18 protein-coding genes are annotated in these 18,785 nt (G+C 56.8%); 5 read left to right on the forward strand and 13 right to left on the reverse strand.

Features of this window, described 5'->3' with window-relative positions; all coding sequences use genetic code 11:
* Positions 1–14 precede the first annotated feature (14 nt).
* The gene (purB, locus tag JN414_RS08645) at positions 15–1,346 is read right to left on the reverse strand and encodes an adenylosuccinate lyase (protein ID WP_202207531.1); all 1,332 of its coding nucleotides are present in this window, start codon (positions 1,344–1,346) and stop codon (positions 15–17) included.
* An 81-nt stretch (positions 1,347–1,427) separates the two neighbouring features.
* Here purB and JN414_RS08650 point away from each other — a divergent pair, with 81 nt between their 5' ends.
* The 3 genes from JN414_RS08650 to JN414_RS08660 are packed head-to-tail and all read left to right on the forward strand — an operon-like array spanning position 1,428 to position 4,366.
* Positions 1,428–2,039 (forward strand): YjbE family putative metal transport protein, encoded by a 612-nt coding sequence (locus tag JN414_RS08650; RefSeq protein WP_202207532.1) that lies wholly within the window; start codon positions 1,428–1,430, stop codon positions 2,037–2,039.
* Positions 2,020–3,894, forward strand: coding sequence for a lytic transglycosylase domain-containing protein (locus JN414_RS08655; protein WP_202207533.1), 1,875 nt, complete (start codon positions 2,020–2,022; stop codon positions 3,892–3,894). Before JN414_RS08650 ends, JN414_RS08655 begins: the two co-directional genes overlap by 20 nt.
* Positions 3,881–4,366: a CinA family protein gene (locus tag JN414_RS08660; protein WP_202207534.1), complete on the forward strand. Its 486-nt coding sequence runs from the start codon at positions 3,881–3,883 to the stop codon at positions 4,364–4,366. Before JN414_RS08655 ends, JN414_RS08660 begins: the two co-directional genes overlap by 14 nt.
* Positions 4,367–4,427: 61 nt before the next feature.
* Here the strand turns inward: JN414_RS08660 and JN414_RS08665 are convergent, their stop codons facing one another.
* The 12 genes from JN414_RS08665 to JN414_RS08720 all read right to left on the reverse strand — a co-directional run bounded on the left by JN414_RS08665 (position 4,428) and on the right by JN414_RS08720 (position 17,488).
* Positions 4,428–4,751: a hypothetical protein gene (locus tag JN414_RS08665; protein WP_202207535.1), complete on the reverse strand. Its 324-nt coding sequence runs from the start codon at positions 4,749–4,751 to the stop codon at positions 4,428–4,430.
* Positions 4,752–4,845: 94 nt separating this feature from the next.
* Positions 4,846–5,316: a type II toxin-antitoxin system RatA family toxin gene (locus tag JN414_RS08670; RefSeq protein WP_202207536.1), complete on the reverse strand. Its 471-nt coding sequence runs from the start codon at positions 5,314–5,316 to the stop codon at positions 4,846–4,848.
* Positions 5,316–6,284, reverse strand: coding sequence for a lipoyl synthase (gene lipA, locus JN414_RS08675; protein WP_202207537.1), 969 nt, complete (start codon positions 6,282–6,284; stop codon positions 5,316–5,318). Before lipA ends, JN414_RS08670 begins: the two co-directional genes overlap by 1 nt.
* A 5-nt stretch (positions 6,285–6,289) precedes the next feature.
* Entirely contained in the window at positions 6,290–7,696 is a 1,407-nt protein-coding gene (lpdA, locus tag JN414_RS08680; RefSeq protein ID WP_202207538.1) for a dihydrolipoyl dehydrogenase, read from the reverse strand.
* Between the two features lie 3 nt (positions 7,697–7,699).
* Positions 7,700–8,932: a pyruvate dehydrogenase complex dihydrolipoamide acetyltransferase gene (locus tag JN414_RS08685; RefSeq protein WP_202207539.1), complete on the reverse strand. Its 1,233-nt coding sequence runs from the start codon at positions 8,930–8,932 to the stop codon at positions 7,700–7,702.
* Between the two features lie 6 nt (positions 8,933–8,938).
* On the reverse strand, positions 8,939–10,306 hold the full coding sequence (locus JN414_RS08690; RefSeq protein ID WP_202207540.1) for a pyruvate dehydrogenase complex E1 component subunit beta: 1,368 nt from the start codon (positions 10,304–10,306) through the stop codon (positions 8,939–8,941).
* A gap of 5 nt (positions 10,307–10,311) precedes the next feature.
* Entirely contained in the window at positions 10,312–11,316 is a 1,005-nt protein-coding gene (pdhA, locus tag JN414_RS08695; protein ID WP_202207541.1) for a pyruvate dehydrogenase (acetyl-transferring) E1 component subunit alpha, read from the reverse strand.
* Positions 11,317–11,485: 169 nt separating this feature from the next.
* Positions 11,486–12,409, reverse strand: coding sequence for an indole-3-glycerol phosphate synthase TrpC (trpC, locus tag JN414_RS08700; protein WP_202207542.1), 924 nt, complete (start codon positions 12,407–12,409; stop codon positions 11,486–11,488).
* Positions 12,406–13,497 (reverse strand): anthranilate phosphoribosyltransferase, encoded by a 1,092-nt coding sequence (trpD, locus tag JN414_RS08705; protein WP_202207543.1) that lies wholly within the window; start codon positions 13,495–13,497, stop codon positions 12,406–12,408. The genes trpC and trpD overlap by 4 nt, the downstream gene beginning before the upstream one ends.
* Positions 13,494–14,090 (reverse strand): aminodeoxychorismate/anthranilate synthase component II, encoded by a 597-nt coding sequence (locus JN414_RS08710; RefSeq protein ID WP_202207544.1) that lies wholly within the window; start codon positions 14,088–14,090, stop codon positions 13,494–13,496. The genes trpD and JN414_RS08710 overlap by 4 nt, the downstream gene beginning before the upstream one ends.
* 48 nt (positions 14,091–14,138) lie before the next feature.
* Positions 14,139–15,551, reverse strand: coding sequence for an anthranilate synthase component I (gene trpE / locus JN414_RS08715; protein WP_202207545.1), 1,413 nt, complete (start codon positions 15,549–15,551; stop codon positions 14,139–14,141).
* The gene (locus tag JN414_RS08720; protein ID WP_202207546.1) at positions 15,551–17,488 is read right to left on the reverse strand and encodes a peptidyl-prolyl cis-trans isomerase; all 1,938 of its coding nucleotides are present in this window, start codon (positions 17,486–17,488) and stop codon (positions 15,551–15,553) included. Before JN414_RS08720 ends, trpE begins: the two co-directional genes overlap by 1 nt.
* 123 nt (positions 17,489–17,611) lie before the next feature.
* Here JN414_RS08720 and tpiA point away from each other — a divergent pair, with 123 nt between their 5' ends.
* A complete protein-coding gene (gene tpiA / locus JN414_RS08725) occupies positions 17,612–18,406 on the forward strand; it encodes a triose-phosphate isomerase (RefSeq protein WP_202207547.1) in 795 nt (264 codons plus the stop codon).
* Positions 18,403–18,753 carry a preprotein translocase subunit SecG gene (gene secG, locus JN414_RS08730; protein ID WP_202207548.1) on the forward strand — a complete coding sequence of 117 codons (351 nt, stop codon included), beginning with the start codon at positions 18,403–18,405 and terminating at the stop codon, positions 18,751–18,753. Before tpiA ends, secG begins: the two co-directional genes overlap by 4 nt.
* Positions 18,754–18,785: the final 32 nt, after the last annotated feature.

Genomic DNA, 18,785 nt, shown 5'->3' on the forward strand with positions numbered 1-18,785 from the left:
CCCGTTTGTCCAGATTAACCGAAAATGCGGTTAAAGATGCGATCAACCTGGCTGAGATGCTGCGCCGGATCGAAGGCCCGGTCCAGAACTTCCGCACTGACACGGCCGGCAACTTCCGGATCTGCTTCAAGATTCTCGCGGAACGTGCGGAAGTCAGGGTGGCCCAGCTTCGTCCATGTCTCCATGGCGTTGCGCTGGACAATCCGGTAGGCGTCTTCGCGGGAAATGCCAGCGCGGGCCAGAACCAGCAGCACTTCACCCGAATGGACAACGCCACCGAGGCTTTCCATGTTGGCGATCATCTGGTCTGGATAGACCATCAGCTTTTCCATCATGCCAGCCAGGCGCATCAGAGCGAAATCAAGCCCGATCGTGGCGTCAGGGCAGATGTTCCGCTCTACGGCTGAGTGGCTGATGTCACGTTCGTGCCACAGGGCAACGTTTTCCAGTGCAGGCGTAACGTGGGAGCGAATCAGGCGGGCAAGGCCTGTCAGATTTTCGGATAAGACCGGATTCCGCTTGTGCGGCATCGCGGAGCTGCCCTTCTGGCCTTTGTGGAAGAACTCTTCCGCTTCGCGCACTTCCGAGCGCTGCAAATGGCGAACTTCAACAGCGAGGCGCTCAATGCCGCTGGCAATCACGCCCAGGGTGCAGAAAAATGCTGCGTGGCGGTCACGGGGGATAACCTGTGTGGAGACGCTTTCGGCAACAAGTCCCAGTTTTTCAGCGACGTATTCTTCAACTGCCGGGTCAATATGAGCATACGTACCGACCGCACCGGAAATGGCACAGACAGCGATTTCTTTGCGGGCCTGAAGCAGACGCTCTTTGTTGCGCGCGAATTCTGCATAATGGCCAGCCAGTTTCAGGCCGAAGCTGGTCGGTTCCGCATGAATGGCGTGACTGCGGCCGATCGTCACGGTCAGCTTGTGCTCGTATGCGCGCGTCTTGAGGGCCGCGAGAACGCGCTCCAGATCTTCAAGAAGAAGGTCCGAAGCCTGTGTCAGCTGAACAGACAGGCATGTGTCCAGCACATCCGAAGACGTCATGCCGAGATGAACGAAGCGGCTGTCCGGGCCGACTTTTTCTGCCAGCCATGTCAGGAACGCAATCACGTCATGGCGCGTTTCAGCCTCGATCTCGTCAATCCGGGCCAGATCAGCGTCGGAGAATGCGGCCATTGCAGCATCCCCTTTTTCGCGGATCGTTTTGGCTGATTCGGCAGGGATTGCGCCCTGTTCCGCCATGGCTTCACAGGCCAGGGCTTCAATTTCGAACCAGATACGGTAACGGTTGGCGGGCGACCAGATTGCGGTCATCTGGGGGCGGCTATAACGCGGAACCATGAGAACTCCGGAGGCGAGTGGGGCTTTACGGAGGCTGCTTAGACCAAATACGAGGATATTGCACGGACCCCTTTTGGAAGAATGACAACCTTGCTCCCTGATACTTTCGTTCACGGCCTGTTTGCGCTGGCACAGGTCACCCTCATTGATATCACGCTCGCGGGAGACAACGCCGTTGTCATCGGGATGGCGGTTCGTAGCCTTCAGGGGCGGCAGAGGCGTCTGGCCATCCTGATCGGCACGGCCTTTGCTGCCGTCCTGCGAATTGGGTTGGCACTGGTCGCAGCCCGTCTTCTGGCTGTTGTCGGCCTGACGCTCGCAGGTGGCTGTCTTCTGCTCTGGGTCTGCTGGAAGATGTATCGGGAGCTCCGACACAATGATGCGGATGTCGAGGTTGACGCCCCTTCCCGGCTTGGGCCTGCCATTCTCAAGATTGTCATTGCCGATCTTTCCATGAGTCTGGACAATGTCCTCGCTGTCGCAGGGGCTGCTATTGGTCATCCATGGATTCTCATGGGCGGTCTCGCGTTCTCTGTGTTGCTGATGGGCGTTGCCGCGTCGTTCATTGCCGGGCTTCTGGCCCGTTACAGCTGGATCGCATGGTGTGGTCTGTTTGTCGTGCTGGGTGTGGCGATTGAGCTCATCATCCGCGGCGGAGGAGAAATCTGGCATCATGTTGTGCTGCCGAACTGACCGACCACTTCTGCTGGCTGCCGCCCTGTTTCTCGGGGCGGCAGCTCCCTTGCCTCCTACACCCTCGGTTCAGGACCGATTGGCTCAGTGGCTGTCACTTGTTGCGCCTTCAGCCACGGACCGACCTGCGGACGACTATGCCGCTTTTCTTCTGGAGACGCCGGTCTGGCCGCAACGCGCCAAAATTCTGTGGCGATATCAGAATGTCCTTACGCATACGTCTGATCCTGACGCGTTAAACCGTCTCTGCCCGTCTCTTCCCCTGACACTCGTCTCGGCTTTCCTGAACTGTCAGGATCATCTCCCCAGTGCAGTAAATGAAGCGCGTAGGCTTTGGGTCTCTGGCGCAGGAACTGCTCAGGAAGAAGGTGCTCTTTTAGCGAGATATGCCACTGTCTTCGGTGCGGATGATCAGTGGCAGCGTTATGAGCGTCTTGAAGCCAAAGGCCAGTTTTCGGCAGCGGGACGTCAGATCCCTCGCCTGCTGCCCGAACGTCAGGCTCTTGCGCGCGCGAGACTCGCTGAACGATCCGTTTCGCCTGCTGCCGACAGCGCATTTGATGCTCTATCTCCTGCGGAGCGTGCAGATCCCATTTTAATTCGTTATCGCCTGCGGGCTCTCCGGCGCGAAGACCGCCTGGATGACGCTTTGGCGCTCTGGAATGATATGGGTTCACGTCTGCAAGCCGCGGCCCCTTCTCATGAATGGTCCAGTGAAAGAGCAAGTCTGGCGCGCGCCCTGCTCCTCGCAGGTCGTGTGCAGGACGCTTATGCCCTAGCGCAGGACACAACACTGCCGCTTACCGAAATCGACCGTCAGGAAGCGCAAAATCTCTCCGGCTTTATTGCTCTTCGGCTCTTGAACACTCCCGACCAAGCAGAGGAGTTTTTCAAGCCGCTCCAGCAGGCTTCCTCACTCACGATGCAGGCTCGAGGCTGGTACTGGACTGCGCGCGCCCGCCAGGCCGCAGGGCATTCAGGAGACGCGCAGGACGCATTTGAGCATGCGACACATTTTCCCACGACGTTCCATGGCCAGCTTGCTCAGGCAGTTCTTTCCGGGGAGCAGTCTTTTATTTTGGCCGGGACGACGTCTCAGGAATTCGATAGTGCGCTCCAGCAAAGCTTGCACTCTCTTCCGTCGGTGGCATCAGGAGACTTGCAGCGACAGGATCTCGTCGAGGCGGCCACTGACCTGATGCAGTCAGGAGATCAGGAACACGCTAAAGACTTCCTGCTGCTTCTTCTGATCGCCAATCCGACGCCGCAAGGCCAGAAGGCTGTGGCAGACCTTGGCTCACGTCTTAATGTTCCTGCCGCTGAAGTCTTTGCCGCTCATGCCTTGTCACGAAAAGGCGTTGCCCTCTATCCGCAGGGGTTCCCTAATCCATGGCCGGAAGCATCGACTATTCCAGATGGTTTGCTTCCAGCTGTTATCAGGCAGGAAAGCGGGTTCGATTCTGCTGCCATCAGTGGGGCTCACGCTATTGGTCTGCTTCAGATTTTACCCGGGGCTGCGACCGATGTGGTGAGGCGCGCCCATCTTGGGGGCATTAATGTTTCTGCAGCTGCACTTTTGGATCCTCAGACCAATCTGACCGTCGGGAATGCTTACGTATCCCAGTTGCTTGCGCGCTTTGATAACGTCATTCCCTATGCCTTGGCTGCTTATAATGCTGGGCCGCATCGGGTGGATCTGTGGCTCAAAGCAAATCCACCCGCCGATCCTTTATCTGAAGATGGTATTCTAGATTGGATCGAACGTCTTCCCTACCGGGAAACGCGGATGTACATCGAGAATATCGAAGCCAATATGATGGTTTATCGAGTGAGTGCTTCCCATGTCGGAAACTGATTTTCGATCACTTTGTGAAAAAGTTTTCGCGCATTTGGCTGCCCGAGACCTACGCTTGGTGACGGTGGAAAGTTGTACCGGGGGTATGATCTGTGCAGCGCTTACCGATATCGCAGGTTCGTCCAGTGTGATCGAAGGAGGACTCGTAACGTACTCCAACGCTCTTAAAAACAGTGCGGCGGGTGTTCCAGAAGAAACTCTTGTTCGATACGGCGCAGTCAGTGAAGAGACAGCGCAAGCCATGGCAGAAGGCGCACTGTGCCATGCTGCGGATGCGAGCGTGGCGGTATCCGTAACAGGAATAGCGGGGCCAGACGGTGGAAGTGCTGATAAGCCTGTGGGAACGGTTTGTTTCGGGCTAGCTATTTTTCCAGGAAAGGCAATCTCAGAGCGACATATTTTTTCCGGAGACCGCGCCGCTGTCAGAAATGCAACGGTTAGACATGCTCTGGAAATGGTCCTGAAGGTGTAAACAAAAAAAAGCCCTTACCGATCTGGTAAGGGCTTTTCCAACGGGTGTACCGACTGAGAACTTATTGACCGTCAGTAGGCGCCGTTGCTGGCATGGTTGACGCTGCCGGCGGTACGGCTGGAACCGGCGGGGCCGTAGGAACAACAGCAGACGTTGGAGCCGTTGCAACAGGAAGTGGAGCTGCTGGTGCCTGTGCCTGGACCGGCGTTTGAGCCTGCTGCAGTGAACGAGCGTTAAGAGCGTCCGTTGCAGAAGCTTCGTCAGACTTTTGAGCGTGGGCGGCAGCCTTCTTGCCATGGTGATGCCCATGGTGTGCGGCCATAGCCGGGGAAGAAGCAGCAATCAAAGCCGAGAAGGCAAATGCGCCGAAGGTAAATTTCTTCATTGCGTAATCCTTTCATGACACCATTCGGTGCTTGAGGCTGAGAACGCCTCATGCGCCAAATGGTTCATGACGTATTACGAATTCTTTCCTGTACTCAAGAAAGTCCTGGCTGCGGGGTGCGGTTCTGTGCAGCCTGTACTCCGTAGATATCGCGGGCACGCTTGATGAAGGCTGAGACCATCAAGCGAACGCCTTCATTGAAAACAACTCCCATCGCGTTCTGTAGAAGACGGGAACGGAATTCAAAGTCTACAAAGAAGTCTACCAGACAGCCACGAGGGTCTGGTGTGAATGTCCAGACGTTGTTCAGATACCGGAAAGGCCCCTTTTCATAACGGACGCGGATACGCGAAGGGCATTCCAAGGTCACACGGCTGGTAAAGGTCTCACGGAACGGACCGAACCCGATTGTCAGGTCAGCTACCAGTTCATGCTCCGTCTTGGATTTGATAGTCGCTTTGACGCACCATGGCAGAAACTGCGGATATCTCTCCACATCTGCGACCAGATCAAAAAGTTGCTCCGGCGTGTAGGCAATCAACCGTTGCTCGGCATGTGTCGGCATCAGGGACTTTCTTTCAGACGGCTGTTTCGCGCAGCCTGCAGCTTCGCGAAGTCACTGTCCGCATGATAGGAGGATCGTGTCAGAGGGCTTGCACTGACCTGGAGAAATCCTTTGGAACGGGCAGCCGCAGCATAGCCGTCAAATTCTTCCGGGGTAACAAACTTTTCGACCGATGCATGCTTTACGCTCGGCTGAAGATACTGGCCCAACGTCAAAAAATCGACGTCAGCAACCCTGAAATCATCCATGACCTGCCATACTTCCATCTTCTCCTCACCAAGGCCAAGCATCAGGCCAGACTTGGTGAAAATGGATGGATCGAGCCTCTTTACACCGTCCAGCAGACGCAATGACTGATAGTATCGCGCACCTGGCCGGATTGTGGGATAGAGACGAGGCACGGTCTCGATATTGTGATTGAAAACGTCAGGCCGTGCCTCCACCACAATCTCAAGTGCGCCTGGTTTCCGAAGAAAATCAGGCGTCAGAATTTCGATTGTCGTACCTGGTGAAGCTGAGCGTATGGCCTGAATGACGTGCGCGAAATGACGAGCGCCTCCATCCGCAAGGTCATCACGATCAACTGATGTGATGACAACATGCTTGAGACCAAGCTTTGCCACGGCTTCTGCAACCCGGCGCGGTTCGTCTGTGTCCAAGGCTTTTGGGAGGCCAGTTGTCACGTTGCAGAAAGAGCAGGCCCGCGTGCAGATTTCGCCCATGATCATCATGGTCGCATGACGCTGGGACCAGCATTCCCCGATATTCGGACAGGCTGCTTCCTCGCAGACCGTAACCAGATTGGCCTCCCGCATCAGCGCCCGTGTCTCGTGGTACACGGGATGGTTGGGCGCCTTTACCCGAATCCAGGACGGTTTACGCTGGATCGGATTATCAGGACGATGTGCCTTCTCCGGATGACGGAGAGCAGACATCTCACGGTGATCTATGGTGATGCGCTGGGACATGCTGCTCAGATATGGAGCGGACCGTCGAAGGCCGCCAGAGTCGCTTCATGCATCGTCTCGGAGATTGTCGGATGCGGGAAAACCGTCTCGATCAGTTCTGCTTCCGTCAGCTCACTAGTTCGGGCGATAACATAACCCTGGATCATTTCCGTGACTTCGGCACCGATCATATGAGCACCAAGAAGCTCTCCGGTGGTTGCGTCAAACACGGTTTTGACCATGCCTTCCGTCTCCCCCATCGCTACGGCCTTGCCATTCGCCATGAACGGGAAGCGACCGACGCGGACCTTATGACCAGAGGCAATAGCCTTCTCTTCGCTCAGACCTACCGAAGCAATCTGGGGACGAGAGTAGGTGCAGCCCGGAATGTTCAAGGCATGAAGAGGCTGCGGCGAACGACCGGCAATCTTCTCGACGCAGAGAATACCTTCATGGCTTGCTTTGTGAGCCAGCCACGGAGCACCTGCAACGTCCCCGATCGCATAGATGCCCGGCTCTGCCGTGCGGCAGAAGCCGTCCGTGATGATATGAGTGCGATCGACCTGAACCTTGGTCCCCTCGAGGCCCAGATCCTCAACGTTTCCAACAATGCCGACAGCGCAGATCACGCGATCCACAGTCAGATCAACCGTACCGGAGGAGCTTTCAATGGTGGTGGAAACCTCGTTTTCACCCTTCTGAAGCGGGCCAACCTTCGCACCGGTGATGATCTTCATCCCCTGCTTCTCGAAGGCCTTGCGGGCTGCGGCACTAATTTCCGGATCTTCGGCGATCAGAATACGGTCCGCCACTTCGGCAATCGTTACTTCACTACCCATGTTGCGATAGAAGGACGCAAATTCGATACCAATGGCACCAGAACCGATGACCAGCAGGCGCTTCGGCAGTTCGGTCGGGGTCATGGCTTCACGCGCACCCCAGATCAGCTTTCCATCTGTCTCCAGACCCGGAAGCTGGCGGCCGCGTGCACCAGTAGCCAGAATGACGTTGGGCGACTTAATGATCGCCACTTCGGCACCATCCTTGGTGATGGAAATCTTGTGTGCTTCCCCTGCCCGGCCAGCCAGTTTAGCACGACCGTCAAAGGTCGTGACTTTGGCCTTCTTGAGCAGATGGGCAATGCCCCCGCCCATGCGACGGGCAATGCCACGGGATCGGGCCACAATCTTGGGTAGATCGAAGGATATGTTCTCGGCCGAGAAGCCGAACGTATTCAGATCATGCAAAAGATGGTGAATTTCGGAGGAACGCAAAAGCGCCTTTGTAGGGATGCAGCCCCAATTGAGGCAGACGCCACCAAAATGCGTGCTCTCCACGATGGCAACGCTCATGCCAAGCTGGCTGGCTCGAAGCGCTGCAACGTATCCGCCAGGACCGCCACCAACAACGATCAGATCGAAAGTATCGGACATGGATCAGACCACCAGAGTGTAAGGGTTCTGTACGATATCGCGCAGGGCATTTAGCCACTGTGCCCCAAGCGCGCCATCAACGGCACGATGATCAACAGAAAGTGTCGCGGTCATGACAGTTGCAATTGCAAGCTGGTCTCCTCGAATCACGGCACGTTTCTCTCCTGACGCAATGGCCAGAATTCCGGCCTGCGGCGGGTTGATGATCGCAGCAAAATCCCGGACGCCAAACATGCCCATATTCGAGATGGAGAACGTGCCACCCTGAAACTCTTCAGGCTTCAGTTTGCCTGCTCGCGCACGCTTGGCCAGATCCTTGGCTTCACGGCTGATCTCACGCAGGGACTTCAGGTCCGCATTGCGGATGATTGGCGTGATCAAGCCTTCCGGAATGGAGACAGCCATCGAAATGTCCACATTCTCGAAATGCAGCGTCTCGGAATCCGTGAACTGAACGTTCAGACCCGGTACCTTTTTCAGTGCCAGCCCGACAGCTTTAATCATCATATCATTGACCGAGAGCTTGAAGCTGTTCTCTTCGGCGGTCGCATTTAGTTTGGAGCGAAGTGCGAGCAGAGCATCAAGCTCAATGTCCACTGATACATAGAAATGCGGGACCTGCGTCTTCGATTCCGTCAGGCGTCGCGCAATGACCTTGCGCATCGTGGAGTTCGGAACGCGCGTGATATCGCCCTCAACGGCGATCGGTGCCGCAGGTACAGGTTTCGCTGCGGCTGGAGCAGCGTTACCGCCCTTCTCAACGTCCCTTTTCAGAATGCGGCCATTCGGTCCGGTTCCGTTCAAGGTTCCAAGAGCGATGCCGCGCTCTTTAGCCATACGCTTGGCCAGTGGAGAGACAAAAATACGCTCACTGCTCTCCTTTGGGGACGCGGCTTTGGCGCTTGGCGCAGGTGCACTTGCAGCAGCAACAGGCTCAGCGGCCGAAGCGGCGATAGCAGGTGTCTGTCCAGAAGACGCAGCCGGTACGTCTTCGCCTTCCTCAACCAGAATTGCGATGGGCGTATTGACCGCAACGCCCTCCACGCCTTCCTGAACAAGAATGCGGCCGAGTATGCCCTCGTCCACAGCTTCGACTTCCATCGTGGCCTTGTCGGTCTCGATTTCAGCGATCACATCACCGGCTGAAACCTTATCGCCTTCATTCTTGAGCCAGCGAGCCAGTTTACCCTCGGTCATTGTCGGCGACAGGGCCGGCATCAGGATATCAGTTGCCATTGTCGGTCAGTCCCCGAACTGCTTGCGGACTGCTTCCACAACCCATTCGGGTTTCGGAAGTGCCAGTTTTTCAAGATTGGATGCGTAAGGCAGCGGCAGGTCAAGTCCGCAGACGCGGGCTGGCGGGGCATCTAACCAGTCGAACGCCTGCTCAACAGCGACAGTGCAGATTTCCGCGCCAATACCCGCGACCGGCCAGCCCTCTTCGACGGAAACAATCCGGTTCGTCTTTTTGACGCTCTTGATGATGGTCTCGGTGTCCAGCGGACGTAACGTACGAAGGTTAATGACTTCCGCCTCAATGCCCTCTTCCGCGAGCTTGGCAGCAGCATCAAGCGCAACACCCACCATGATGGAGAACGCTACTAGCGTCACATCCTTGCCTTCGCGCTCGATCTTGGCTTTCCCGATCGGCAGGATGAAGTCGTCATCCGTGGGGCATGGGAATTTCTGGCCGTACAGGATCTCGTTTTCCAGCACGACAACCGGGTTCGGGTCGCGGATAGCGGCGCGTAGCAGACCTTTCGCGTCAGCCGCAGACCAGGGAGCCACAACCTTCAGGCCCGGAATGTGGGCATACCAGCTTGCAAAGCACTGGGAGTGCTGTGCGCCAACACGGGCAGCGGCTCCATTTGGCCCACGGAAGACGATTGGACAACCCATCTGACCGCCAGACATATAAAGTGTCTTGGCAGCAGAATTAATAATATGATCAATAGCTTGTAGCGAGAAGTTCATGGTCATGAACTCAACGATCGGCTTCAGTCCCGTCAGAGCCGCGCCAACTGCCATCCCGGTGAAACCATGTTCGGTGATAGGCATGTCGATCACACGCTTCTCACCAAACTCGTCCAGCAGACCTTGGCTGATCTTGTAAGCGCCCTGATACTGGGCAACTTCCTCGCCCATCAGGAATACGTCTTCATCACGCCGAAGTTCTGCGGCCATTGCATCGCGAAGAGCTTCACGGACTGTGATGTTTTTCGTCTCGCCCCAGTCCTTTTCCGCATCTGCCTGCTTGATTGCCGGAGCCTCAATAATCGCGGCAGCAGACGGAGTCTCAATTGCGATTGGGGCACCCGCAGCCGGATCAGCAGAACGTGTTACGTTCTCAGCAGCCGTGGCATCCTCACCATCTTCAAGGAGAACGGCGATAGGTGTGTTGACGGCAACGCTTTCGCTGCCCTCAGGAACCAGCACCTTGCCAAACACACCGTCTTCAACAGCTTCGACTTCCATCGTGGCCTTGTCGGTCTCAATCTCGGCAATCACATCGCCAGACTTTACCGCATCGCCAGGCTGACGAAGCCAGCGTGCGATTGTACCTTCGGTCATGGTCGGCGACAGGGCCGGCATCAGAATCAGAGATGCCATGGAAATCAGGCCTCCACCAAAATATCAGTCCAGAGTTCGGACGGGTCCGGCTCCGGACAGGTCTGTGCAAATTCAACAGCGTCCGCCACGACGGCTTTCACTTCGACTTCAATGTCCTTGAAGGTGCTTTCTTCAATGCCGTTACGCAGCATCTCGGCCTTCAGGGTTTCAATCGGATCACGCGTCCGACGCATTTCTTCAACTTCGGCACGGTCGCGGTACTTTGCCGGATCGGACATGGAGTGCCCGCGGTAACGGTAGGTTTCCATTTCCAGCAGGAAAGGTCCCTTTCCGGAGCGGCAATGCTCCATGGCTTCCTGTGCAGCCTGATGCACGGCGCATACGTCCATGCCGTCAACCTTGCGGCTCGGGATGCCCCAAGGCTCTGCATTGCGAGACAGATCCTTGGACGCAGAGGCGCGCTCGATGGATGTGCCCATGCCGTACCGGTTGTTCTCGATTACATAGATACAGGGGAGCTTATGCAGAGCGGCGAGATTGAAGCTCTCGTAAACCTGCCCCTGCGCCGATGCACCTTCACCGAAATAGACGATGGAGACCTCGTCTGTGCCACGATACATGTTGGCAAAAGCCAGACCGGTCCCCAGAGCCACCTGTGCTCCGACGATGCCATGACCGCCATAGAACTCTTTTTCGCGGGAGAACATGTGCATGGAGCCGCCCTTCCCGCGTGAATACCCGCCTGAACGTCCCGTCAGCTCTGCCATTACGCCGCGGGGCGTCATCCCTGCCACCAGCATCTGACCATGATCGCGGTATGACGTGATGGACTTGTCGCCCTGCTTCATGTTCAGGCCGATGCCGACAACAACGGCTTCCTGGCCAATATAAAGATGGCAGAAGCCGCCGATGAGCCCCATTCCGTAGAGCTGCCCGGCTTTTTCCTCAAAACGTCGGACAAGAAGCATGTCCTTGTAGGCTTGCTTCATTGTCTCCGGCGAAAGGGCCGGACCATTGCTCCGGTGGGAAGCGGACGTTGTCTCGCCCATGGCAGGTCTCCTGCAAATGCACAAATCTGGGGAAGCTCTTACCGTCACTCGACCCGGAAGGCCAGAGTGGTCCCAGTTACATCTCCGAAAGGAAAAGCAGGAGGGCGTGAGCTCGCATGAAAATTAGAGTGCTGAGGGCAAGCAATATTTTGCCCCCAGCATGGAAGTATCAGACAAAGCCTAAAAGACGACGGGCCGCCTTGCCTGGGTCCTCTTCACGGAGAAGACTTTCCCCGACGAGCACGGCGCTTGCGCCGACCTCCCCAACCTTGAGCAGATCATCCTGTGTCTTGATACCACTTTCGGACACGACAAGACGATCAGGTGGAACCATGGGAGCCAGATCCAAAGTGGTCTGAATGTCGGTCTTCAAGGTGCGAAGGTTTCGATTGTTGATACCAATCAAGGATGTGTCGAGAGCCAGAGCCCGGTTCAGTTCGTCGGCATCATGCACTTCAACCAGAACGTCCATGTCCAGGCCGCGAGCAATACCGATAAGTTCAGACGCCTGCGTTTCCGTCAGGGCCGCCATGATCAACAGAATGCAATCCGCACCAATCAGACGGCTCTCATGAACCTGCCACGGATCAAGAATGAAATCCTTGCGCAGGATCGGAAGACTGCAGGCCTCGCGAACGGCGCGGATATCATCTGTGCTGCCGTGGAAGCATGATCCTTCCGTCAGAACGGACAGGCAGGTCGCACCAGCAGCCTGATACGACAGAGCAATTTCGACCGGATTGAAGTTTGGACGGAGCACGCCAGCAGAGGGAGATGCCTTTTTGATTTCAGCAATCAGGCCAACCTGTCGGTCTGCTGTCAGGTGTTGAAGGGCCTGACCGAAGCCCCTTGTCGGCGCCGTGACTTCACGCGCGCGCAGCGTGATCTCCTTGAGAGACATGATCTGTGAACGCTGTTCTACATCCACACGTGTGCGGGCGCAGATGCGAGCAAGAACGTCGCTGCGATCGGTTGTCTCGACGGCGGGGTCCTTGATGGGCGGCGTGGTCGTCTCCGGAACTTCCGGGTCAGGAAACTGCTCTACCCCTTCAGGTGCATAGGTCATCGCGGGTCGCTGATGCATGAAGGTCATGATAGTCCTGCGTTTGTTTTTATAAGGGTGGAATTTGTCATGGCCGCTCTGTCCAGAGCTGCGCGCGCGGAGCCACCGTCGATGGCACTCGCTGCCAGAGCTACATTGTTACGAAAAGCCTGCGCGTCAATCGAGCCATTCTGTATGACATTGCCACGGCCTGCCACGTGAAGAGCCGCAGCAGCATTCAAAAGAACAGTATCACGGTATGGGCCAGAGGCGCCATCGAGAAGAGTCTTCAGCGCAATGGCGTTCTCTTGAGCGTTTCCGCCGCGAACGGCTGAGATTGGTGTCCTGACCATTCCCGCCATCTCAGGCTCGAATGAAAGAGAGAGGACTTTCGCATCTTCAAGGCAGACAATCTGAGCTGGGCCTGCCAGCGTCAGTTCATCGCTGCCGCCTTCATCTGTGGTTCCGTGAAGAGCCCAGACATGCGTGCTGCCAAGATTAGCCAAAGTCCGGACGACAGGTTCGCACCAGCGGGCATCAAAAACACCGATAAGCTGGCGATGAACCTGTGCAGGATTGCATAGGGGGCCAAGCAGATTGAAGAGAGTTCTGAAGCCGAGAGCCTTTCGCACGGGAGCCGCATGACGCATCGCGGGGTGATGAAAAGGTGCCGCCAGAAACGCCAGATTGTTTTCATGTAGCCGACGGGACTGAAGTGTCAGGTCATCGGTGGGTGGAATTCCCAGAACTTCCAATACATCGGTGGCACCGGAGCGAGATGAAAGTGCCCGGTTGCCATGTTTGGCCACAGGAACGCCGAGGCCTGCCAGAACGAATGCAACCGCAGTGGAGACATTGAGCGTCCCTAGCCCATCTCCGCCAGTTCCGCAGACATCCAGGGTATTATCCGGCACAGCAGGCAACGTCGTCATGTATCGTCGGACGGCCTGAACTGCGCCTGTCAGCTCCGCTTCTGTTTCACCGCGAACCTTGAGAGCTGTCAGAAATGCGGCGAGTAAAGGAGCGTCTACGGAGCCGGCCATGATGGCAGAAAATGCGGCATCAGCCTCTTGCGATGCCAGAGATTTGCCATCAGCCACCTTGCGAAGCACGGCTGCAAAATCTGTCTTTCCTGTCATGCCGCTTCAGTAGCTTTGTGCCGGATTCCGGCAATAGTCAGAAAATTAGAAAGAAGTTCACGGCCCGCAACGGATGCGATGCTTTCAGGGTGAAACTGTACACCGTGAATGTCGTAATCCCGGTGGCGGATGCCCATAATCACGCCATCTTCTGTAGAGGCGTTGACGATCAGTTCCGAGGGAATAGTTGCAGGATCGAGTGTCAGGCTGTGATAACGCACAACGTTAACGGGCTGCGGCAAGCCTGCAAAAACACCGGTTCCATCATGATTTACGGGGCTGATCTTGCCATGCATCGGCACGGGCGCACGAACAACGGTGGCGCCAAAAACCTGACCGATGGCCTGATGTCCAAGGCATACGCCAAACACGGGAAACTTTCCGGCCGCGGCTCGGATCAGCTCACAGCAGATCCCCGCACCGTCTGGTGCACAAGGACCTGGCGAAATCACAATGGCAGACGGGTTGAGCGCAAGCGCCTCGTCCACGCTCAGCGCGTCATTTCGTCTCACATCACATTCAACACCCAGCGCCCCCAGATGGTGGACGATGTTGAAGGTGAAGCTGTCGTAGTTGTCGATGAGCAGGATCATGGCAACAGGATGGCCTTCACGTTTCGTTACGTCAAATGCAACATTGTTTCAGGATTTTGCTGCGTTGGAGACGGCAACTTCGGCCGCCCTGAAAAGAGCCCTCGCCTTGACCTGTGTTTCACGAAATTCGGAGTTGGGATCGCTGTCCGCGACCACACCGCAGCCGGCCTGAACATACATCTGGCCGTTTTTGAGAACGGCCATACGCAGCCCGATGCAGGTATCCATTTCCCCGTCTGCTCCGAAATATCCGACGCATCCTGAGTATGGCCCCCGACGGGTTGGTTCCAGCTCATCAATGATCTGCATGGCGCGGATTTTTGGCGCTCCGGTCAGGGTTCCGGCCGGGAATGCCGCGACGAGGGCATCCATAGCCGTTTTGCCTGCTTTGATTTGCCCAGTGACGGTTGAAGAGATGTGCATCACATGGCTGTAGCGTTCGATCACGAACTGATCCGGAACTTCTACTGTGCCAAGTTCGGAAACACGTCCGACATCGTTGCGGCCCAGATCAATGAGCATCAGATGTTCAGCCAGCTCTTTCTTGTCGGCGAGCAGTTCTCTCTCGAGTGCCAGATCATGCTCCCGATCCGTTCCACGAGGACGTGTCCCGGCTAGCGGACGAACCGTGACTTCCCCTTCCCTCAAACGAACAAGAATTTCGGGGGAAGATCCGACCAGCGCGTAATCTTCCAGCTCCATCAGGAACAGGAACGGTGCCGGATTGACGCGGCGCAGGCTGCGATAGAGGGCAAGCGGTGAAAGTGGGAACGGTGTCGTAAACCGCTGGCTTGGGACAATCTGAAAGGCATCTCCAGCCGCGATGTAATCCTGTGCCTTGCGGACGTTCGCTTCAAACTGCTCCTGCGTCATATTGCAGGACGGCGGTGCCAACTCACTTCCTGCTGGAAGTGTCTCGCTGGCATTTTCAAGCGGGGCAGCCAGTGCTTCACGCGCACGATCCAGAAGCGCATGGCCTTCTGCTTCCGTCATTGAGCCACGGATAGGCACTGCCAGGGTCAGCTCATCACGCACGGAATCAAAGACCGCGAAGAGCTGCGGACGGATCATGATCCCTTCCGGCAGGTCCAGATCGTTGATGGGCGCATTTGGCAGAAATTCCATCTGCCGCACCATGTCGTATCCCAGGACGCCAAAGACCCCGCCGATCATGGGAGGCATATCGACCGGCAGCGTCATCTGGCTCTGGTCGATAATGTCCTTCAGGGTCTCCAGCGGGTTGCCCTCCAAGGGCGTCCCATCCAGAACCGCTTCACCGTTACGGCACTTCCAGACCAGATCAGGCAGAAGTGCGATCACGGAATACCGACCACGCGCGGCTCCCCCCTCCACACTTTCCAGAAGCATCCGATACGGATCATCAGAGAGGCGTGACAACCGGAGGTAGGCTGAGACAGGCGTTAAAAGATCTGCGGCTTCAATGCTGTGAACGATGCTCATCACTGCGCTCCGCCTGCGTTCCCCGGTGACGTGGACGCCACGACCTGATTGAAGAGATTGGTGTTCAGGTGCGACACGGGCACTGTTTTTTCAAGGCTGGCGTCCAGAGCAGCGGGGATATCAGCCTGAAGAGCCTGAACGTACTGGGCCGACAGTTCCTTTTGCAGAGAAGCAGCATCTGCTTCTGCGCCCGGCTTCTGCCCTGTCACGTTGACGATCCAGAAAGCATCCGGCCCTTCATACATGCCTGTTGTGCCGACCTTCAGGCCGAATGCGGCACGAAGAACATTCTGAGGAAGAGACTGGTCCGGGTGGATGCGTGAAATTGTTACATCCTTGCGAAGGCTGGACGCTTCAGCCTGACCTTCGAGTGCCTTTGCCAGTGTGCTTTTCTTGGCTTCCGTGAACAGGGCTGTGGTGCGTGTATCAGCGGCATGACGCTGCTGCTCGGCTGTCCAAGCCTGAACGATCTGATCCCGTACATCCGCGAACGGGCGGCGTGTTCCAGGATGGACTTCGTCCACCACTACGGCGAAGGCAGATCCATCCGGGCCGTTTACAACAACTGGCTGGGCATCTTTCTTCTGAGAGAAGATATGCTGAACGATGGACTGGCGCAGGCCTGCGTCGCCCGGGATTGGTGCTGGAGTTCCGTCCTGCATCAGGCCATGGGAATCAAGCGAGCCAGCTGCTGGCACCGCACCAAGGTTGGATGGAATTTTCTCAAGCGTTGTGGAGCCTGCAATCGCGTCCTGAAACTGCTTCAGGCGCGCCTGAAGTGCTTCGGGAGCTTCCTGCTTCTGGACCTGATCGCGCAGTTCAGGCTTAGCCTGCTCGAAAGTGGTCTGATGAGGGGCGACGACATCCGTGATGTTGAATACGACCCAGCCTGCTGCCGTCTTCGTCGGACCGCTGATCTGATTAGCGGGCGCTCCAAAAGCTGCCTTGGCGAGTTCGGGGTTTGGGATGTCGCTCTCGCGGACGTGCGGAAGAGCGACAGCCGCTGCATCCGGATAGGCCTTCTGGATCGCGTCCCACGCATTGGTGTTGCGCCATGCCGTAGCCGCAGCATTGGCTTTGCTCTCTTCCTGGAACGTCAGAACCTGAAGCGTGCGTGTTTCCGGCATGTTGTACGTGCGGGACTGAAAATCATACAGCTTGTGTAGAACGTCATCCGGTACTTCGATTGTCTTGGCGACGCTGTCTGCCGTCATTACGACCATCTTGGCATGACGATATTCCGTGGTGCGGAAATCCTGCGGATGATTGTCGTAATAGCGATGAAGCTGCTCGTCGGTTGGGGCCGCTGACACTGCTGTTGAAGTGAACGGAACGCGCAGAACATCCATGACGCGCTGATCTGCATCGAAGGCGAACAGACGGTTCAGAAGGGATGTTGGTGCCTGAACGGAAGCGCCCATACCCTGAAGCAGGGCTCGGGAAATGATGTCCTCGCGAATCATCTGGATCAGGCGTTTTTCGGTAATGCCAATGCGGGCCAGTCGGTCATTCAGCATGCTACGATCAAATTGACCTGCTGCATTGTGAAAAGCCGGGATCGCGAAGATTTCCTTCCGGATCAACTCATCTGGCACAACCATGCCAGCACGCTCGCCTGCAAGCTGTACCTCGTTCTGGATCACGAGATTGTGAAGAACCTGACGTGCAATCTGCTGCTTCGTACCGTCCGGCAGATGCGACGGATCAGACAGTCCCATCTGCTGGGCTGCCGCTGGTAGCTGTGCGGAGAGTGCCCGCGCAAGGTCATCCGGTGTGATCGTTCTGTTCCCGATCGTGACGATCGTATTGGAGCTGCTCGTCCCCATATTGGAATAGACGTCTCCTACACCCCACCCGATGAAGGCCAGGAAAATCAGGATTGCGGCGGCACGGCCGGCCCAGGAATCAACAAGGAGGTGGCGTAGGGTGGTAATCATAGGGTCAGGACGGATCCGGATGGCGGGATGGTGCGGACGGGGAAGGCCCGCTAGAACTTGCCGCACCATAATGTCGTGAGCCGCGCTTGACCAGAAGCTGACAGGCCACCCCCAGGAGGAAGCATGAATGTAACGCCGAAACTTGTCATCGGGAACTGGAAGATGAATGGCTTGCGGGAGGCGTCACTGCAACTTGCAACAGCTGTGGCCGAAGGTGCGCGTTCGCTGCCTGACGATGTGCGGATGGTCATTTGCCCACCCTTCACGCAACTGGACCGTGTGGCTGAGGCACTTGAGGGCGCAGGATCATCCATAATGCTGGGAGCGCAGGACTGTCATACTGCGGTTTCCGGTGCTCACACAGGTGATATTTCGGCTGAAATGCTCGCCGATACAGGCGCGCGTTATGTTCTTCTGGGGCATTCAGAACGTCGGCAGGCCCATGGTGAAAACGACGCCCTGATCAGGCAAAAGGTGCAGGCGGCAGAAGCTGCCGGGCTGATCCCTGTTGTGTGTATCGGGGAAACGATGGCCGAGCGGCAGGATGGTCGTGCGGCAACAGTTCTGGCCAGTCAGATTGACGGTTCTTTGACCGATAATTTCAATGGCGTGCTGGCTTATGAGCCTGTCTGGGCGATTGGAAGTGGCGTCACTCCATCCCGGGAAGAGCTTGAACGGACGCTGCTTTTGTTGCGTGGTCTGTTGCAGTCCCGTCTCAAGATGGATGACATTCGCGTGCCAATCCTGTATGGCGGCTCCGTAACACCGGCCCAGGCGCCGACTATTCTTTCCATCGGGGTGCTTGGCGGAGTGCTGGTTGGTAGTGCCAGCCTGGAGGCCAGAAGCTTCCTGCGCATTGCCGAAGCGGCATCGCTCCGTCTTTCATCCCAACCATTGTCCGGACCCTATCGTTCATGACCACTTTTCTGCTTGTCATCAATCTGCTGGTCACACTGGCCCTGATCGGTACGATCCTGATCCAGCGCAGTGAAGGCGGCGGCCTCGGCATCGGTAGCAGCCAGGGCATGGGCTCCTTCATGACTGGCCGCGGCACGGCAACGCTGCTGACGCGTGCGACATCTGTGCTCGCTGGCGTTTTCATGCTGCTCTGCCTCGTTCTGGCCCTTCTGAACCGCGGTGCTTCCTCGGGTGTCGGCGGCCATGATATCCTTGCAGATCTGCCTGCCCCGGCTGCTGTGACGACGGCTCCTGCTGCGCCTGCAACCCCTGCTGCTCCGGCTCCTGCCGAGACGCCTGCTCACTAACTGAATCGGGAAGCATCTCGACGCTTCCCCTC

It is taken from the genome of Gluconobacter sp. Gdi (genome assembly GCF_014132155.1).
Lineage (GTDB): Bacteria > Pseudomonadota > Alphaproteobacteria > Acetobacterales > Acetobacteraceae > Gluconobacter.

Excerpts from the sequence above, each read along its gene's own strand:
- tpiA (WP_202207547.1), top strand. The coding sequence starts at position 17,612 with ATGAATGTAACGCCGAAACTTGTCATCGGGAACTGGAAGATGAATGGC.
- JN414_RS08660 (WP_202207534.1), top strand. The coding sequence starts at position 3,881 with ATGTCGGAAACTGATTTTCGATCACTTTGTGAAAAAGTTTTCGCGCAT.
- trpC (WP_202207542.1), bottom strand. The coding sequence starts at position 12,409 with ATGACCTTCATGCATCAGCGACCCGCGATGACCTATGCACCTGAAGGG.
- trpE (WP_202207545.1), bottom strand. The coding sequence starts at position 15,551 with ATGAGCATCGTTCACAGCATTGAAGCCGCAGATCTTTTAACGCCTGTC.
- JN414_RS08685 (WP_202207539.1), bottom strand. The coding sequence starts at position 8,932 with ATGGCAACTGATATCCTGATGCCGGCCCTGTCGCCGACAATGACCGAG.
- JN414_RS08720 (WP_202207546.1), bottom strand. The coding sequence starts at position 17,488 with ATGATTACCACCCTACGCCACCTCCTTGTTGATTCCTGGGCCGGCCGT.
- trpD (WP_202207543.1), bottom strand. The coding sequence starts at position 13,497 with ATGACAGGAAAGACAGATTTTGCAGCCGTGCTTCGCAAGGTGGCTGAT.
- lipA (WP_202207537.1), bottom strand. The coding sequence starts at position 6,284 with ATGTCCCAGCGCATCACCATAGATCACCGTGAGATGTCTGCTCTCCGT.
- lpdA (WP_202207538.1), bottom strand. The coding sequence starts at position 7,696 with ATGTCCGATACTTTCGATCTGATCGTTGTTGGTGGCGGTCCTGGCGGA.
- JN414_RS08710 (WP_202207544.1), bottom strand. The coding sequence starts at position 14,090 with ATGATCCTGCTCATCGACAACTACGACAGCTTCACCTTCAACATCGTC.
- pdhA (WP_202207541.1), bottom strand. The coding sequence starts at position 11,316 with ATGGGCGAGACAACGTCCGCTTCCCACCGGAGCAATGGTCCGGCCCTT.
- JN414_RS08650 (WP_202207532.1), top strand. The coding sequence starts at position 1,428 with ATGACAACCTTGCTCCCTGATACTTTCGTTCACGGCCTGTTTGCGCTG.
- JN414_RS08655 (WP_202207533.1), top strand. The coding sequence starts at position 2,020 with ATGTTGTGCTGCCGAACTGACCGACCACTTCTGCTGGCTGCCGCCCTG.
- JN414_RS08670 (WP_202207536.1), bottom strand. The coding sequence starts at position 5,316 with ATGCCGACACATGCCGAGCAACGGTTGATTGCCTACACGCCGGAGCAA.
- JN414_RS08690 (WP_202207540.1), bottom strand. The coding sequence starts at position 10,306 with ATGGCATCTCTGATTCTGATGCCGGCCCTGTCGCCGACCATGACCGAA.
- purB (WP_202207531.1), bottom strand. The coding sequence starts at position 1,346 with ATGGTTCCGCGTTATAGCCGCCCCCAGATGACCGCAATCTGGTCGCCC.
- JN414_RS08665 (WP_202207535.1), bottom strand. The coding sequence starts at position 4,751 with ATGAAGAAATTTACCTTCGGCGCATTTGCCTTCTCGGCTTTGATTGCT.
- secG (WP_202207548.1), top strand. The coding sequence starts at position 18,403 with ATGACCACTTTTCTGCTTGTCATCAATCTGCTGGTCACACTGGCCCTG.